The sequence below is a fragment of the Pseudomonas sp. F9001 genome (genome assembly GCF_013385435.1).
Lineage (GTDB): Bacteria > Pseudomonadota > Gammaproteobacteria > Pseudomonadales > Pseudomonadaceae > Aquipseudomonas.
Genome location: NZ_JACAPX010000017.1, coordinates 265 through 17355, shown reverse-complemented (window position 1 = coordinate 17355; position 17091 = coordinate 265). Strand labels below are relative to the sequence as shown.

General features: G+C 61.9%; 14 protein-coding genes. 9 read left to right on the top strand and 5 right to left on the bottom strand.

Annotated elements, in window-relative coordinates; genetic code table 11:
* The first annotated feature begins 42 nt into the window (after window positions 1–42).
* Complete coding sequence (locus HX818_RS18960; protein WP_003208231.1) at window positions 43–258, top strand: AbrB/MazE/SpoVT family DNA-binding domain-containing protein; 216 nt, start codon at window positions 43–45, stop codon at window positions 256–258.
* Here HX818_RS18960 and HX818_RS18955 read toward each other — a convergent pair.
* On the bottom strand, window positions 255–833 hold the full coding sequence (locus tag HX818_RS18955; protein ID WP_087695329.1) for a GNAT family N-acetyltransferase: 579 nt from the start codon (window positions 831–833) through the stop codon (window positions 255–257). The two genes, HX818_RS18960 and HX818_RS18955, sit on opposite strands and share 4 nt — an antisense overlap.
* 72 nt (window positions 834–905) lie before the next feature.
* On the bottom strand, window positions 906–3263 hold the full coding sequence (locus tag HX818_RS18950; RefSeq protein WP_177020548.1) for a DNA polymerase II: 2358 nt from the start codon (window positions 3261–3263) through the stop codon (window positions 906–908).
* 230 nt (window positions 3264–3493) lie between these two features.
* On the opposite strand from HX818_RS18950, the gene HX818_RS18945 reads away from it, so the two are divergent.
* The 7 genes from HX818_RS18945 to HX818_RS18915 all read left to right on the top strand — a co-directional run bounded on the left by HX818_RS18945 (window position 3494) and on the right by HX818_RS18915 (window position 11940).
* Window positions 3494–5728 carry a TonB-dependent siderophore receptor gene (locus HX818_RS18945; protein ID WP_102369592.1) on the top strand — a complete coding sequence of 745 codons (2235 nt, stop codon included), beginning with the start codon at window positions 3494–3496 and terminating at the stop codon, window positions 5726–5728.
* A gap of 194 nt (window positions 5729–5922) precedes the next feature.
* Window positions 5923–6804 carry a LysR family transcriptional regulator gene (locus tag HX818_RS18940; protein ID WP_003208237.1) on the top strand — a complete coding sequence of 294 codons (882 nt, stop codon included), beginning with the start codon at window positions 5923–5925 and terminating at the stop codon, window positions 6802–6804.
* 120 nt (window positions 6805–6924) lie between these two features.
* Window positions 6925–8031 (top strand): tartrate dehydrogenase, encoded by a 1107-nt coding sequence (locus HX818_RS18935; RefSeq protein WP_003208239.1) that lies wholly within the window; start codon window positions 6925–6927, stop codon window positions 8029–8031.
* Window positions 8032–8033: 2 nt separating this feature from the next.
* Complete coding sequence (locus HX818_RS18930; protein WP_177020547.1) at window positions 8034–9482, top strand: aldehyde dehydrogenase family protein; 1449 nt, start codon at window positions 8034–8036, stop codon at window positions 9480–9482.
* A 32-nt stretch (window positions 9483–9514) separates the two neighbouring features.
* Entirely contained in the window at window positions 9515–10273 is a 759-nt protein-coding gene (locus HX818_RS18925; protein ID WP_008434578.1) for an SDR family oxidoreductase, read from the top strand.
* Window positions 10274–10300: 27 nt separating this feature from the next.
* Window positions 10301–11272 carry a cyclase family protein gene (locus HX818_RS18920; protein ID WP_087695324.1) on the top strand — a complete coding sequence of 324 codons (972 nt, stop codon included), beginning with the start codon at window positions 10301–10303 and terminating at the stop codon, window positions 11270–11272.
* Window positions 11273–11352: 80 nt separating this feature from the next.
* Window positions 11353–11940, top strand: a complete 588-nt coding sequence (locus HX818_RS18915) for a hypothetical protein (protein ID WP_177020546.1) — start codon at window positions 11353–11355, stop codon at window positions 11938–11940.
* A gap of 21 nt (window positions 11941–11961) precedes the next feature.
* Here HX818_RS18915 and HX818_RS18910 read toward each other — a convergent pair whose 3' ends face one another.
* From HX818_RS18910 to HX818_RS18900, 3 genes are all read right to left on the bottom strand, one after another.
* A complete protein-coding gene (locus tag HX818_RS18910) occupies window positions 11962–12429 on the bottom strand; it encodes an SRPBCC family protein (RefSeq protein WP_003208248.1) in 468 nt (155 codons plus the stop codon).
* Between the two features lie 91 nt (window positions 12430–12520).
* The gene (gene mrdA, locus HX818_RS18905) at window positions 12521–14413 is read right to left on the bottom strand and encodes a penicillin-binding protein 2 (protein ID WP_177020545.1); all 1893 of its coding nucleotides are present in this window, start codon (window positions 14411–14413) and stop codon (window positions 12521–12523) included.
* 195 nt (window positions 14414–14608) lie between these two features.
* The gene (locus tag HX818_RS18900) at window positions 14609–16024 is read right to left on the bottom strand and encodes an aldehyde dehydrogenase family protein (protein ID WP_177020544.1); all 1416 of its coding nucleotides are present in this window, start codon (window positions 16022–16024) and stop codon (window positions 14609–14611) included.
* A 101-nt stretch (window positions 16025–16125) separates the two neighbouring features.
* Here HX818_RS18900 and HX818_RS18895 point away from each other — a divergent pair, with 101 nt between their 5' ends.
* The gene (locus HX818_RS18895) at window positions 16126–17016 is read left to right on the top strand and encodes a LysR family transcriptional regulator (RefSeq protein WP_003208253.1); all 891 of its coding nucleotides are present in this window, start codon (window positions 16126–16128) and stop codon (window positions 17014–17016) included.
* The last annotated feature ends 75 nt before the right edge of the window (window positions 17017–17091 follow it).

Sequence of the window (17091 nt, the reverse complement as noted above, 5' to 3'; positions counted from 1 at the left end):
GGTGTTAGGCTAGGCCGTTCATTCGTTCAACGGGAAGCCATCATGCACAGCAAACGCGTCACGATCGAAGACTGGGACGGCGACGGCGCCATCCGCCTGCCAGACGAAGCCTTGCAGGAACTGGGGCTGGATGTGGGCGACACGCTGTACATCGTCGAGACCTATGTGGGCACGCAAAAAGGCTTTGTGCTGTCGACCACGCCGAAAATTGCCGACCGGATGGATGAGTTGGTGGAAGAGCTGAGCCATAAGCCCTAGCGAGCCAGCCTGGCTTGCAACCCCGCCTTCACCTGTGGCCATTCCGGATCAATGATGCTGAAGCGCACCGAGTTGCGCTTGCGGCCATCGGGCATGATGCGCTCGTGGCGCACGATCCCTTCCTGTACCGCGCCGAGGCGCAGGATCGCGGCCCGGGATTTTTCGTTGAGTTCATCGGTGGTGAACTGCACCCGCACGCACTCCATCACTTCAAACGCGTAGGTCAGCAGCAACAGCTTGGCCTCGGTGTTGACCCCGGACTTCTGCACCGACTGGCTGATAAAGGTGTGGCCGATCTCCAGCTTGCGGTTGACCCGGTCGACTTTCCAGAACCGGGTGCTGCCCACCACTTCACCGGTGTCGCGGCGCACGATGACAAACGGCATCACGGTGCCCGCCTCACGCCCGGCCAGGGCAATGTCCACGTACTTTTCGACGGTGTCGGGCCCCGGCACGTTGGTGACCTTGAGGTTCCACAACTGCCCGTCGGCAGCAGCCTGTACCAGCGCGGTGGCGTGTTCGCGTTGCAGGGGCCGGAGTTCGACCGTGGTGCCGGTCAGGGTGATTTCAGTCATGGGAGGGCTGCGCTGTCTGGTGGTCGTCAGTGGCCAAGATTGCAGGCTCTCGCCACCTCAAGGCAAGCCGTTTTAGAACAAGCCCATCTGGCCGCCCACCAGGGTGCCGAAGTCATCGTTTACAAACGGCAGGATCGCGTCCGCCACCGGTTGCAGTTGCCGGGTGACGTAGTGGTCGTAGTCGATCGGTGCCTGGCGCACTTCCAGCGGTTCGGGGCCGTTGACGCTGATCACGTAGCTGATCCAGCCACCGTTCTGGTACTGGCGCGGGCGGCCCTGGCGGTCGTTGTATTCGTCGGCCAGCCGCGCGGCGCGCACGTGGGGCGGTACGTTGCGCTCGTAGTCACCCAGTTGCCGGCGCAGGCGCTTGCGGTAGATCAGCAGGTCGTCGAGCTCGCCGCTCAAGGTGCGACGTACGTAGTCGCGCACATAATCCTGGTGGGGCTGGCGGTGGAAGATGCGCTGGTAGAGTTCCTGCTGGAATTGCCGGGCCAGGGGCGACCAGTCGCTGCGTACGGTTTCCAGGCCCTTGTAGACCATTTCTTCGCTGCCGTCGGCACGGGTGACCAGCCCGGCGTAGCGCTTTTTGCTGCCCTCTTCCGCACCACGAATGGTCGGCATCAGGAAGCGGCTGAAGTGGGTTTCGTATTGCAGTTCCAGGGCGCTTTGCAGGCCGAACTCATTCTGCAGCCGCTCGCGCCACCAGGTGTTGACGTGCTGCACCAGGTCCAGGCCGATGCGCGTCGCGTCTTCCTGGGAATGGGGGCTGCCGAGCCAGACAAAAGTCGAGTCGGTATCGCCGTAGATCACCTCATAACCCCGGGCTTCGACCAGCTCGCGGGTCTGGCGCATGATCTGGTGGCCGCGCAGGGTGATGGACGATGCCAGTCGCGTGTCGAAGAAGCGGCAACCACTGGATCCGAGTACGCCGTAGAAGGCGTTCATGATGATCTTCAGCGCTTGGGACAGCGGCGCGTTGTGTTCGCGCTTGGCCACTTCGCGGCCCTCGGAAACCCGCGCGACAATCGACGGCAGGCAATGCCGGGTGCGGGAAAACCGCGCACCGCGAAAGCCTTCCACCGACTCGCTGTCTTCGGGGTGGCGCAGGCCTTCGATCAGGCCCACCGGGTCGATCAGAAAGCTGCGAATGATCGACGGGTAGAGGCTTTTGTAGTCAAGCACCAGCACCGACTCGTAGAGGCCCGGGCGCGAATCCATGACAAACCCGCCGGGGCTGGCCTGGGGTGGTTTGTCTCCCAGGTTCGGCGCGACGAAACCCTGGCGGTGCATCAGCGGCATGTACAGGTGCGTGAACGCTGCCACCGAACCGCCGTTGCGGTCTGCCGGCAAGCCGGTGACGCTGGCTCGTTCGAGGAGGAATTTCAGCAGCTCGGTCTTCTCGAAAATCCGCGTGACCAGCTCGCAGTCCTTGAGGTTGTAGCGTGCCAGCGCGGGCTTGTCCTCGGCGAACATGCGGTTGATTTCGTCCATGCGCTGGTACGGCGTGGAGATCGATTTACCTTCACCGAGCAAGGTCTGGGCGACGTTTTCCAGGCTGAAGGATTCGAAACTCCAGGTGGCCGAGCGCAAGGCTTCGATGCCATCGATGATCAACCGCCCGGCCGCTGCCGCGAAGTAGTGATTGCGGCTGCCGTGCTCGCGCCAGCCCATGGCATCGCCGCCACGGCCCAGCAGCAGCGGCACGTTCAGGCGTTGCGCGTGTTCGTGCAGCAAGCGCAGGTCGAACTGCACCAGGTTCCAGCCGATGATCGCGTCGGGGTCATGGGTGGCGAGCCACACATTCAGGCGTTCGAGGAGTTCGGCGCGGGTGTCGCAGTAGTCGAGCTTGAAGTCCACCGCATCGGTGTTGTTGGGCGGGCCGAGCATGTACACCTGGCGCTCGCCGCAACCTTCCAGGGCGATGGAATACAGGTCGCCCTGGGCGGTGGTCTCGATGTCCAGCGACACCAGCTTGAGGGGCGGGCGGTAATCCGGCGCGGGTTTCATCTGCGCCTCCACCAGCATGCCGCCCTCGCCCGCTTTGCCGCCGAACAACACCGGCGCGGTGATGAAGCGCTCCATCATGTAGCGATCGGGCGGGCGCACATCGCCTTCGTAGACGTCGATGCCGGCTCGACGCAGGCGCTTTTCCAGGTCCATCAATTGGCGATGCTGTTTGGTGTAGAGGCCCAGCACCGGGCGATGGTGGAAGTCGCAGAGCGCCAGGTCACGCAACTCGATACCGCGCTCGCCCTTGAGCTGCAGCTCGGCCGGCTTGCGATGGGCTTGCGGGATGAACATCACGGAGGTCTGCACCGGCAAGCGCACGAACCTGGGGCCTTGATCGGTAGCCAGCCAAAAGCTGACCTCCGTGCCCGCCGGGGTGTCGCGCCAATGCCGGGTCAGGACAAACCCCTGCTGTAAATCCACCTTGCCACACCTCAAGAATCACTTTCAGGGCGTGATTCTACTCGGCCTGTGCCACGGCGCGGCGATTTAACCGAAATGGCCTACGTATACGGAGAGAGTAATCTCACAAACTTGTTGCAGAACATTAATGACAATTACTATCATTCGCACCGGAGTCGTATCCGCGCAGCGAGGACGCGCAACGTTGTTGCCCTTTTCCTCACATTGACGGTTCGCCGTCAGGATTGACCATGCCCACTTCCACCCGTTTGGCTGTGCCGTTTCGCCCTACCCTGCTCGCCCTTTGCTGCTCCCTGAGCCTCGCCGCTCACGCCGCCACTCCAGAAACCCCGCAGGATGCGAACAACAGTCAGGACGGCAAGGCTCTGGAACTGGGTGCTACCACCATCAGCGCCGACGCGGCCACGCCCAACGCCCTGCCCCCGGTGTACGCCGGCGGCCAGGTCGCCCGCGGCGGGCAACTGGGGGTGCTGGGCAACCAGGACATCATGGACGTGCCCTTCAGCATGTCTTCCTACACCGAAAAATTGATCCGTGACCAGCAGGCCGAGAACGTCGGCGATGTGCTGCTCAACGATTCGTCCGTGCGCCAGGCGTCGGGGTACGCGAACCAGGCCCAGGCCTTTGTGATCCGTGGCCTGCCGCTGAACGGCGATGACATTTCGTTCAACGGTCTGTACGGCATCCTGCCGCGCCAGATCATGTCCACCGACGCCCTGGAGCGGGTTGAAGTGTTCAAGGGCCCCAACGCCTTTATCAACGGCGTGACGCCCGGCGGCTCCGGGATTGGCGGCGGTGTGAACCTGCAACCCAAGCGCGCCGATGATGTGCCGTTGCGGCGTTTCAGCACCGACATCAGCAGCGATGGCCGGGTCGGCGAGCACCTGGATATCGGGCAACGTTTTGGCGAGGACAATCGTTTTGGCGCACGGGTGAATATTTCCCAGCGCGAAGGCGACACCGGGATCGATGACGAGAGCCAGCGTTCGAAGCTGTTTGCGGTTGGCCTGGACTATCGCGGTGATGCGCTGCGTTTGTCGGGAGACTTTGTCTACTCGAAACAGCAGATCAATGGCGGGCGCAACACCGTGTTGCTCGGCCAGAACCTGACCCATATCCCCAACGCGCCTTCGGCCGACACCAACTACGCGCCGAGCTGGGGCACCAGCAGCCTGGAAGACACTTTCGGCATGTTGCGCGCCGAGTACGACCTGAACGACAACTGGACCGCCTACATCGCGGGCGGCGCCAAGCACACCAACGAGATTGGCCGTTACTCCTCGGTCACGTTGAATGACACCCTGGGCAATGCCACCGTCAGCGGCTCGCGCATCGCCCATCAGGAAGACAACACCAGCCTGATGGCGGGCTTGAATGGCAAGTTCCAGACCGGCGCTGTCAGCCACAAACTGAACTTCGGGTTGACCGGGATCTGGGCCCAGACGCGCAACGCCTATGACTTCGACCTCAACGGCCACGCCAGCAATATCTATAACCCGGTGGACGTTGCCGAACCGGTCAAGGGCAGTTTCGTCGGCGGCGACCTGAACGATCCGGGCATCACCGCCAAGACCTTCGCCCGCAGTGCAGCGGTCTCGGACACCCTGGGCTTTATGGATGATCGCTTGCTGGTGACCGCCGGGTTGCGCCGCCAGGAACTGGTGGTCCAAGGGTATGCCTACGGGTCGGGCCCACGTAACGCCAATTACGACAAGTCGATCACCACACCGGTGTACGGCCTGGTGTTCAAGCCGTGGGACCACGTGTCGTTCTATGCCAACCATATCGAAGGCTTGGCCCAGGGCCCGACCGCACCTCAGAACGCCGGCACCGCGCCCATCACCAATGCCGGCCAGGCCTATGCCCCGGCGCGCTCGAAACAGACCGAAGCCGGGGTCAAGCTCGACATGGGTACCTATGGCGCAACCCTGGGTGTGTATCGCATCGAGCAACCAACTGACGGTTACTCACAACTCAGCGCCGACGGCTTGAGCGCCACCTATGTTCGCCAGGGCGAGCAAGTCAACAAAGGCGTTGAGCTCAACGTGTTCGGTGAACCGATCGCCGGCCTGCGCCTGCTGGGCGGCGCAACCATCATCCACACCGAAGTCCACGGCACCCAGAACGGCGCCAACGACGGCAACCGCGCCATCGGCGTACCGACCTTCCAACTGAATGCCGGCGTGGACTGGGATGTACCAGGCCTGCAAGGCGTGACAGTCAACGGACGGATGCTGCGCACCGGCGGCCAATATGCCGACGCGGCCAACAACCTCAGCCTGCCCGCCTGGAACCGCTTCGACGTGGGCGCCCGCTACACCTTCAAGGTGGACCAGCGAGACGTCACCCTCGGCGCCACTGTGGAGAACGTCGCCAATACCAAGTACTGGGAATCGGCACTCGGCGGCTACCTGACCCAAGGTGACCCGCGCGTGGCCAAGCTGTCGGCCAGTATCGACTTCTAACCCTAGTCAATGTAGGAGCTGGCTTGCCTGCGATGCAGGCACCTCGGTGTGTCAGATGCACCTCGGTGATGCTATCGCAGGCAAGCCAGCTCCTACAGAAAGCAGATCTGCCTGCACCCGGGTTATTTGCCGGACATTGGACAGCCGAACGCCAACTGCGTAGTTTCCCAACCACTGCGCACAAGGACCCCGGCATGTCCCCCGACCTCACTTCCATCGAGCTGTTCCTCAAGGCGGTCAAGCTGGGCAACCTGTCCCGGGCGGCCGAGCAATCCCATCTCTCCCTCTCTGCCGCCAGCCGACGCCTGTCGCTGCTGGAGCAGCACTTCAAGGTCGCCCTGCTGACCCGCACCTCCACCGGCGTTTCACCGACGGCAGCCGGGGAAGTATTGGCCCAGCATGCACAATCGATCCTGCGGGCCGTGGACGGCATGCACGCCGATCTCGCCGATTACGCCAAGGGCGCCACCGGCCGGGTTTGCCTGTACGCCAACAGTTCGGCGATGAGCCAGGAACTGCCGCGCCAACTGACCCAGTGGAACACCTTGCACCCGGGCATCCGCCTGGATATTCGCGAGGAGCGCAGCCGGGAGATCCTCCAGGCCGTGCGCGAGGGCGTGGCGGATGTCGGTATCGTCACCACCCGCCCCAGCGAAGAGCTGCGGTTCGAGCCCTACTGCCAGGACCGCCTGTGCCTGCTCGTGCCCAATGACCACCCACTGAAAATGCGCCATGCGCGCTTCGAGGATTTGCTCGGCTACGACTTCGTCGGCCTGGAAGACAACGCCGCCATCACCCCGTTGATTACCGAAGCCGCCGCGGCGATCGGCATGCCGTTGCGGCTGCGGGTGCAGGTGCGCAGTTTCGAAGCAGTGTGCCGCTTGATCGCTGCCGGCCAGGGCGTGGGCGTGTTGCCGCAGGGCGCGGTGCAGATCTTCCGCAAGGAGATGGCCTTGCGCTTTATCGAAATCGACGACAGCTGGGCCGACCGGCAGATGTACCTGTGCATGCGCAAGGAACAGCCGTCGCTGACGAGCCTGGCACTGTTCGACTACTTGAGTGCCAACCCTGCGTAAACCTTTGGCCTTCGAATTTTGCGAAGGCCGATTCCACAATTAGCAATTCCCCTGTTGTCACAGCTGTGCCAAGAATGCCCCCGCCAGACCTTCCTATAAAAACAAGACAGGAGACACGGCGTGTCCCAATCCCACACCCGCCCCACCCACCGCATCGCCGTGATTCCCGGCGACGGCATCGGCCGCGAAGTGGTGCCCGAAGGCCTGCGGGTACTGGACGCTGTCAGCCGGCGCTTCGGTATTCACTTTCACTTCGACCACTTTGCCTGGTGCAGCGAACACTACCTGGCCCACGGCACGATGATGCCCGACGACTGGGCCGAACAGATCGGCAGCCATGACGCGATCTTCTTCGGCGCGGTGGGTGCGCCCGACATCATTGCCGACCACACTGCGGTGTGGGAGTCGCTGCTGAAGATCCGCCGCCAGTTCGATCAATACGTGAATATCCGCCCGGTGCGCCTGATGCCCGGCGTGCCCTGCCCACTGGCCGGCCGCGTGCCGGGGGACATCGACTTTATCGTGGTGCGGGAAAATACCGAGGGCGAATACTCCAGCGTTGGCGGCCGCATGTGGGAAGGCACGGCGCGGGAAATCGCAGTGCAGGAGTCGATCTTCTCCCGCGAAGGCGTGGACCGCGTGGTGGACTACGCCTTCAAACTGGCGCAACAGCGCCCGCGGAAAAACCTGGTGGCGGCGACCAAATCCAATGGTATCTCGATCACCATGCCGTTCTGGGACGAGCGGGTTAACGAAATTGCCCGGCGCTACCCGGACGTGAAGACCGCCAAGTTCCACATCGACATTCTGTGCGCGCACTTCGTGCAGCATCCCGACTGGTTCGATGTGGTGGTGGCCTCCAACCTGTTCGGCGACATCCTTTCCGACCTCGGCCCGGCGTGCACCGGCACCATCGGCATCGCGCCGTCGGCCAACCTCAATCCCGAGCGGCGTTACCCGTCGCTGTTCGAGCCGGTACACGGTTCCGCGCCGGATATTGCCGGGCTCGGTGTCGCCAATCCCATCGGGCAGATCTGGTCGGCCGCGCTGATGATCGAGCACCTGGGCGACGGTGATCCGCTTTATCAGGAAGCGGCGGCAGCCATCGTGTCCGCCATCGAAACGGTGCTTGCCGAAGGCCCGCGCACCCGGGAAATGGGCGGCAGCGCCAGCACTGTCGAAGTGGGTCGCGCCATCGCCGAATGCGTCGCAGGGAACAGGAGCTGAACATGACCAACGCACATTACATCGCCAACCAATGGCTGGCGTCGACCTCGCTGGAAGACATTCCGGTGATCGACCCCAGCACCGGCGAAACCTATTCGAGCATCGCCCGTGGCACGGCCGCCGATATCGAGGCGGCGATCAGCGCGGCGCGCCTGGCACTCGGCGAAACCTTCGACGGCCCGTGGGGCCGGTTGTCGGCCGTGGAGCGCAGCCGTTTGCTGGCCAAGCTTGGCGTGGCGGTGCTGGAACATCATGAAGAGCTGGCGCAGATCGAGGCGCGGGACACCGGCAAGGCGCTGAAAGTCGCCCGCGCCGATGCCACCGCCCTTGCCCGCTATTTCGAATACTACGCGGGTGCCGCCGACAAACTGCACGGCGAAACCCTGCCGTACCAGGCCGGCTACACGGTGTTGACGGTGCGCGAACCCCACGGGGTGACCGGGCATATCATCCCGTGGAATTACCCGATGCAGATTTTCGGGCGCAGCGTCGGCGCCTCGTTGGCGGCGGGTAATGCGTGCGTGGTCAAGCCGGCGGAAGATGCCAGCCTGTCGTTGCTGCGCCTGGCGGAAATCGCTGCCGAGGTTGGTTTTCCAGCCGGCGCGATCAACGTAGTCACCGGTTACGGCTACGAAGCCGGCGCGGCGTTGTGTGCACACCCGGGCATCGATCACATTTCGTTCACCGGCTCCACCGCCACCGGTACTGCCGTGTCGAAAGCCGCTGCCGAACGCCACTGCCCGGTCACCCTGGAGTTGGGCGGCAAGTCGCCGCAACTGGTGTTCGCCGATGCCGACCTGGATGAAGCGTTGCCGGTGCTGGTCAACGCCATCATTCAGAACTGCGGGCAAACCTGCTCCGCCGGCAGCCGTTTGCTGGTGGAACGCAGCATTTACGAAACCCTGCTCGCACGCCTCAGCCAACGTTTCAGCGAACTGCGCGCCGGGCCTTCGGCGCTGGACCTGGACATGGGCCCGCTGATCAATCAGAAGCAGCTGCGCCTGGTGCGCGAGTTTATTCGTCAAGCCGAACGGGAAGGGATCACCGTCGCCGCGCGCGGAACGGTGGTGGCCGAGGCCGGCAGCGGCGGGTATTTCCAGGAGGCGGTGCTGTTTCGCGATGTGCCGCCTGACAGTCGCCTGGCGCAACAGGAAGTGTTCGGCCCGGTGCTGGCCGTGATGCCCTTCGATGATGAAGCCGAAGCGATTCGCCTGGCCAACGGCACCGAGTTCGGCCTGGTGGCCGGCGTGTGGACCCGCGATGGCGCGCGGCAAATGCGCCTGGCGCGCACCCTGCGTTGTGGCCAGGTGTTCATCAACAACTATGGCGCCGGTGGCGGCGTTGAATTGCCATTCGGCGGCGTGAAGGCCAGCGGGTATGGACGGGAAAAAGGCTTCGAGGCGCTGCTGGGCTTTACCACCTTGAAGACCATTGCGATCAAACACGGTTGATTCCTCACAACAACAAGAACGGAGAACACACCATGCGTTTAGCCAATAAAGTCGCGATCGTCACCGGCGCCGGTTCGGGGTTTGGCGAGGGCATCGCCAAGACTTTCGCGCGCCAGGGCGCCAAGGTCATCGTCGCCGACATGAACGCCGTCGGCGGTCAGCGGGTGGTCAATGAAATCGCCGAAAGCGGCGGCCATGCGCATTTCATCGAGGTCAACGTGGCCAACGATGAAAGCATGGGCGCCCTGCTGCGTGGCACTTTGGAGCAGTTCGGCGGCCTCGATATCGTCATCAACAACGCCGGTACCACCCACCGCAACCGGCCGATGCTGGAAGTCGACGAAGCCGAATTCGACCGGGTGTTTGCGGTCAACGTCAAAAGCATCTTCTTGAGCGCCAAGCATTTTGTGCCGCATTTTCGCGGCCAGGGCGGCGGCGTGTTCGTCAATATTGCCTCGACGGCGGCGATCCGCCCGCGTCCGGGACTGGTCTGGTATAACGGCAGCAAGGGCGCAGTGGTGGTCATGAGCAAGACCATGGCGGCGGAGCTGGGGCCGGACAATATCCGCGTCAACTGCGTGAACCCGGTAGTGGGTGCCACGGCGTTGCTCAGCGAATTCATGGGCGTGCCGGACACCCCGGAAAACCGCCAGAAATTCATGGCGACCATTCCCCTGGGGCGCTTTTCCACCCCGCAAGATGTGGCCAACGCCTGCCTGTACCTGGCGTCGGACGAAGCGGCGTTCATCACCGGCACTTGCCTTGAAGTCGATGGCGGGCGCTGCGTGTAACTCACTTTCACAGGGACCGGAATTGCTATGTGTGATCTTCATAATAAGAACGAGCCGAACACCCGCGAATTGCTTGAAGGCCTGCCAAAGAACTGGGGTAAATGGGGCCCGGACGACGAAGTCGGCGCCCTCAATTACCTGACTGAAGCCGAAGTACTGCGGGGCGTGGCCTCGGTGCGCCAGGGCAAGACCTTTACCCTGCAAGTGCAGATCGGCCACCCCGACGGCGACCCGATGTGGCCGGCGCGCAACCCGTCGATGCGCTTCAATACCCTCGACCACAGCCATTACCACTTCGGCAAACAACCGCACATGACCGGTGGTGCGGCGTATTCCGATGACGTGATCTTCATGCAGCTGCAAGGCTCGACCCAGTACGACGCCCTCGGCCACGCCTGGTACGACAATCAACTGTGGAACGGCTACGACGCCCAGACCACCGTTGGCGGCATGGCCAAGGCCAGCGTGCTGGCGATTGCCGAACGCGGCGTGGTGGGCCGTGCGGTGCTGATCGACATGGCCCGCCATCGCGGCAAGAAGTGCCTGGGCCGGGGCGAAACCTTCAACCACCTGGACCTGCTCGACGCCGCCAAAGCCCAGGGCGTGACCATTGAAAAACGTGACATCCTGATCATCCGCACCGGGTCCATGGGGGCGTTTTATGAGCTGGGCAAGACCGAGTTCTTCAAGGACCTGATGGAGCCGGGGCTGACCTACAGCCGGGAGCTGGTGGAGTGGTTCCACGAGATGGAAATCCCCAACCTGGTGACCGACACCATCGCCAACGAAGTGATCACCGACCCGGTGTCCGGGGTGCAGATTCCGCTGCATTGCGCGCTGATGCGCAACCTGGGGATCGCCTTCACCGAAATCGTGTTGCTGGAGGAACTGGCCGCCGATTGTGCGGACGACGGCCAGTGGAAATTCCTCTACACCGCCGCCCCGCTGAAGATTGTCGGGGGCAGTGGCGCACCGGTGAATCCGGTGGTGATCAAGTAGCCGTTCCGTCTCAGTGGCGAATTTGCGAATCGCGAACTCGCCACTAGACTCAAGGCTCCTCTCACATGGAAGTCCACTCAATGAATGTATTGCGCCCTCTTCGCCAGGCAATTGCCCTGGCAACCCTGCTGTCTGCTGGTGCCCTGACGGCACATGCTGCCGATATCCCGTTGTCCAAGTCGCTGGAAGCCGATGAGGTGACCACCAAGGTGCTGGAGGTGGATGCCGCCAACCATCAGGTGGTGCTCGAAGGTGCCGAAGGCCGCAAGGTGCATGTGCAGCTCAGCGACCAGGCCAAGGACCTGGGCAATCTCAAGGCAGGTGATCAGGTCAAGGTGCTGGTGACCCATTCGGTCGCCGCCGTGCTGGACACCGACATCGACAAGAGCGCACCGGACGCCACCGAGAAGACTGGCGTCTTGCGCGCCACCGCGGATAACCCGAACCCGGGCGGTGCGGCCTTCCGCCAGGTACAGGTGCAGTTGAAGATCACCCACATTGACCTGGCGAAAAACCAGGTAACCCTGGAAAACCCGGCGGGCCAGAGCAAAGTGCTGACCGTGGAGAAACCGCAAATCCGCGCCGGCCTCAAAGACCTCAAGGTCGGCCAAAGCGTGTTGGTGACCTACACCGATACCCTGGAAATCAGCACCGCCCACGAAGGCTGATGAATGCGGCGCCCCATCAGCTCACGGCTGATGGGATTTCGCCAGATAGTCTTCGATGTTGTTCATCTGATCATCCCAGCCTCGGGAGTTCTTCTTGTAGGCCTTCTGGCGGCGAACGTCCGGGATCCCGTCAAAACCTGACTCCACCACGCGCAACAAGATGCCTTCGGCGTGATCCTCAAGGGTGAACTCCACCAGCGTGGGGGTTTCCGCGTCGTAATCCACATCCTTGTCTACGGCGTAGGGATGCCAGCTGAAAGAGAACCGCGTCTGTGGTTCAAGCCGCTCGATCCTTGCCTTCCACACCACGTGCTCGTAACCGGGATAGGTGATGGGGGCTTCAATGGCCCGCCCCTGGGCGAACTGTTTGCCCTTGAGGGCGATGCCAAACCAGCTGCCGAATTGCTCGGCGTCGGTCAGTGCTTCCCAGACCCGTTGGCGTGGAGCGTTGAGCAGGACTTTACGTTTGATTTCATTTGATTCGTGCATGAGACACCTCCTGTATTGACAGTAGGCGACATCGACCAATGCGCAACCTTTGAAAAGGGATAGGGCATGAGGGTGTCATGCCCTTGTGGCGTCAAACGTGGGGATCACCCGGCGCCTTGGCAGGGGTTGCGTATTGCAGCTTCAAGTGGCCTTCCTGATCGAGCAGCCAGGCGTCCATGATCTGGCGCACCACCGGCCCCGCCACTCGGCCACCAGCCTCGCCGTTTTCGATCATCACCGAAATCACGATCCGCGGGTGCTCCGCCGGGGCAAAGCCGACGAACAAGGCGTTGTCGCGGTTGCGCTCCAGGGTCTTGAGACGGTTGTAACGCTCGCCCTGCTTGATCGCCACTACCTGCGCAGTACCAGACTTGCCAGCAATCCGGTACTGCGCACCGGCTGCAGCCGCCCGGGCGATACCGCGTGGATCGTGCATTACCAATTGCATGCCGTGGTTGACCTGCTCCCAGTCGCGTGGGTCTTTGAGCACCACGTTGGGCATCGGGTTTTCATCCACCGGCGGCACGCCATTGATGGTCTTGGCCAGGTGCGGTCGGTTCCACACGCCCTTGTTGGCGATCAGCGCAGTGGCCTGGGCCAGCTGCAACGGGGTGACCTGCATGTAACCCTGGCCGATGCCGAGGATCACGGTTTCACCCGGGAACCAAGGCTGGCGCCGGGTAGCGCGCTTCCAGGCTTGGGACGGCATCAGGCCGGCTGACTCTTCGAACATGTCGAGGGAGACTTTCTGGCCAAGGCCGAACTCGGCCAGGTAGTCGTGCAGGCGGTCGATACCCAGCTTGTGGGCCAGGTCGTAGAAGTAGGTGTCGTTGGAGCGCATGATGGCTGCGTCCATGTCCACCCAACCATCACCGCTGTGGTTCCAGTTGCGGTATTTGTGGTCGAAATCCGGGAGTTGGTAATAGCCCGGGTCGAACACCCGGGTCTGGGCGGTAACCACGCCGCTGTCGAGGCCAGCGATGGCGACTTCCGGCTTGATCGTCGAACCCGGCGCGTAGAGCCCGCGCAGCACGCGGTTGAACAGCGGACGGTCGAGGGAGTCGTGCAGCGCGGCGTATTCCTTGAAGCTGATGCCGGTGACAAACAGGTTCGGGTCGAAACTTGGCTTGCTGACCATCGCCAGCACTTCGCCAGTTGCCGGGTCGAGAGCAACCACCGAACCACGGCGGTCGCCGAGGGCTTCTTCGGCAGCTTCCTGGAGTTTGACGTCCAGGCTCAGCACGATGTTTTTGCCGGGGATCGGGTCGGTGTGCTTGAGCACCCGCAGGACGCGGCCCTGGGCGTTGGTTTCAACCTCTTCATAGCCGACGTGGCCATGCAACTCGGACTCGTAGAAACGCTCGATCCCGGTTTTACCAATGGACTGGGTGCCCCGGTACTCCACTGAGTCGAGGGCTTTGGATTCTTTTTCGTTGATCCGGCCTACGTAGCCAATGGAGTGGGCAAAGTGCGCACCCAGGGGGTAATGGCGGACGAATTGCGGCTCGACATCCACGCCCGGCAGGCGGAATTCGTTGACGGCCAGCACGGCTATCTGCTCTTCGGTCAGCTCGTAGAACAGGGTGACGGGCACGAAGGGATGACGGGCTTGCTTGAGCGCCTTATCAAATACGCCGCGATCCTCGGCGGGCAGATGCAGGAGGCTGACGATAGCGTCCAGCTCTCCTTTGAGATCGGTGGTGCGCTCGCGGGTGATGGTCAGGTTGTAGCTGGGACGGTTGTCGGCAAGTACTACGCCGTTGCGGTCATAGATCAGGCCGCGGGTCGGTGTGATCGGCAGGACGTGGACGCGATTGTTTTCGGAAATGGTGGAGTGGTAGTCGTACTGCACCACCTGCAGGAAGTACATCCGACCTACCAGGGCGCAGGTAATGCCGATTACAAGCAGCGCGCAGGCCAGCAGCCGCTTGTTGACCAGGCGGTTTTCTTTTTCGTGATCCTTGATCGGTATTGGTTCAGGCATTTCTACAGCATCTCGTTGAATAAGGTCGACGCCGCTTCCTGCGGAGGAGAAATCAGTCCTTGTGAAAATGTGCTGCACCATACCAAAAATGCAGAAACACTTTGCATCGATTTCCCTGAACGGTGTGCTAATGGAGCCTGTTCATGCACTTTGGTTTGAGCCGTTGACCTTATTCATGCGTTTTTATGCTGACGATCAGCTCAGGATCGACTTGGGCTCCAGGAAGGCTTCGAGGCCGAATGTGCCGTACTCGCGGCCGATACCCGATTGCTTGAAGCCACCAAACGGCGCAAGAGGTTCATGGGCCAGGGTATTGATCAGCACTCGGCCAGCGTCTATACGGCTGGCCAGCCTGCGGGCGCGTTCGGGATTTGAAGACAGGATGTATGCCTGGAGGCCGTAGGGTGTGTCGTTGGCGATGGTCAGGGCCTCTTCCTCGGTTGCGTAGGTAATGATCGAGAGCACTGGGCCGAAAATCTCCTCGCGGGCGATGGCCATTTGGTTGGTCACCCGGCTGAATATGGTTGGTTTTACGAACCACCCGGCTTTGATGCCCTCAGGCAAACCGCGACCTCCTGCCAATAGGTGGGCGCCCTCCTCGATCCCGACCTGAATGTAGCGCTGTACGCGCTCCCACTGTTTTTGGCTGACCATGGGGCCGACCGCAGTGGCTGGGTCACGAGGGTCGCCGGCTTGCACGTTGCCCACCTCGTCGATCATCAGCGCTTCGATTTCTTCCAAACGACTTTCGGGTACCAGGATTCGAGTGCCGGCGATGCAGGCCTGGCCGCTGTTCATGAAACCGGCCTGAAGGGCCATGGGCCCGGCCGTCTTGAGGTCCGCATCATCGAGAATCAGCACCGGTGATTTGCCGCCCAGCTCTAGGGTCACGCGCTTCAGGGTCTCGGCGCCGGTCCGCAGGATTGTTTTGCCGACAGCGGTTGAACCGGTGAAGGACACTTTTGCGATGTCGGGATGGGCGCTCAACACGGCGCCAACGGTTTCGCCACGGCCAGTGACGATGTTGAATACACCGGGAGGCAAGCCTGCGTCATGCAGGGCGCGGGTGACTAGCGAGGTCTGGATTGCGCTCATTTCACTGGGTTTGATCACGGCGGTACAGCCGGCGGCCAACGCCGCAGCGAGCTTGCCGCAGATAAAACCGGCGTTGCTGTTCCAGGGTGTGATCAAGCCGGCCACACCCAGCGGCTGCATGACCACCTCGGCGATGCCAATGCGTCGGGAGAAGTTGTAGTTCTCCAGTACTGAAGCGGCATCTTGCAGGACGCTGGCTGCATGCCTGGCCATCCACCGCGCACGGGATATTGGGGCGCCGTACTCCTCGATAATCGCGTCGGTAAGTGCGTCTTCAATGGATTCAACTGCGGCGTGAAGGCGTTTGAGATAGTCGATGCGCACATCTTTAGAGCTATGGGAGAACTCGGTAAAAGCTCGCTTGGCGGCAGCGATGGCATCCAGGGCGTCTTGTTCATTTGCCAATCGAACCTGGCCGATACGCTGGCCTGTTGCAGGGTTGAACAGGTCAAAAAGCTCTTCGCCATGGGGCGTCACAAAGTCGCCGTTGATGTAAATCTGGTTGATGTATTGCATAGGTCCTCCGGGACGCTGAGCTAGTGCGTCCTACGGTAAGTCACTATGATTAAGCTGATAAGCCGTACAAATCGGCATGAGTTGATGAGCGATTCAGGACAATGAATACATCCGGGCTGAATGAGTTGGAAGCGGTGCTGGCAGTGGCTCGGCATCGCAGTTTTCGTGCAGCGGCGACCGAGTTGAATGTGTCGACATCGGCGTTGAGCCACTCTATCGCGGGGCTTGAAGCGCGGATGGGGGTGAGGCTGTTCAATCGCACCACGCGCAGCGTGTCGTTATCTGAAGTGGGCGCGGAGTTTGTCGAAACCATTACCCCTGCACTGTTGAGCATTCGCACGGCCTTGGAACAGGCAGGAAATCGCAGCGCGGAACCCAGCGGTACCTTGCGCCTGAATACCTCGGCGGGGGCGGCAAAGCAGGTGATGCCGTTGCTGCTGGAGTATCTGCGACGTTATCCACGGATGAAATTGGATATCGTCACTGAGGGGCGGCTGGTGGATATCGTCGCGCAGGGGTTTGATGCGGGGATTCGGCTCGGGGGTACGGTTCCTCAAGACATGATCGCAGTCGATATCAGTCCGGCCCAGCGTTTTTCGGTATTGGGCAGCCCGGACTATTTTGCTCTCAACCCAGTTCCCGTCAGTCCCATGGATCTGCGGGCCCATCAGTGTATTCGCAGCCGGATGCCCAGCGGTGCGATCTATCACTGGGAGTTTGAGCGACATGGCGAAGCGCTTGCTGTCGAGGTGCAAGGGGTTTTGACCCTGGATAATCCGACTCTGATGCTTGAGGCTGCCAGGGCGGGACTAGGCTTGACCTATCTTACGGAATGGAATGCCGCTGCCGATTTAGCGAACGGGACGTTAGTGCGCGTACTGGAGGAATGGACGCCGTCTTTTGACTGCTTGCGCCTCTATTACCCAGGTAGGCGCCATGTGCCGGCCGGGTTAAGGGCACTGATTGAGTTGATCAGGGAGCAAGGCTTTTAACCAGGCTGGATCTTTTTTACGGCCAACAGCTCTCTCCCCGTTTTCCGACCGCCCAAAACAAAACCCCTGACTGCA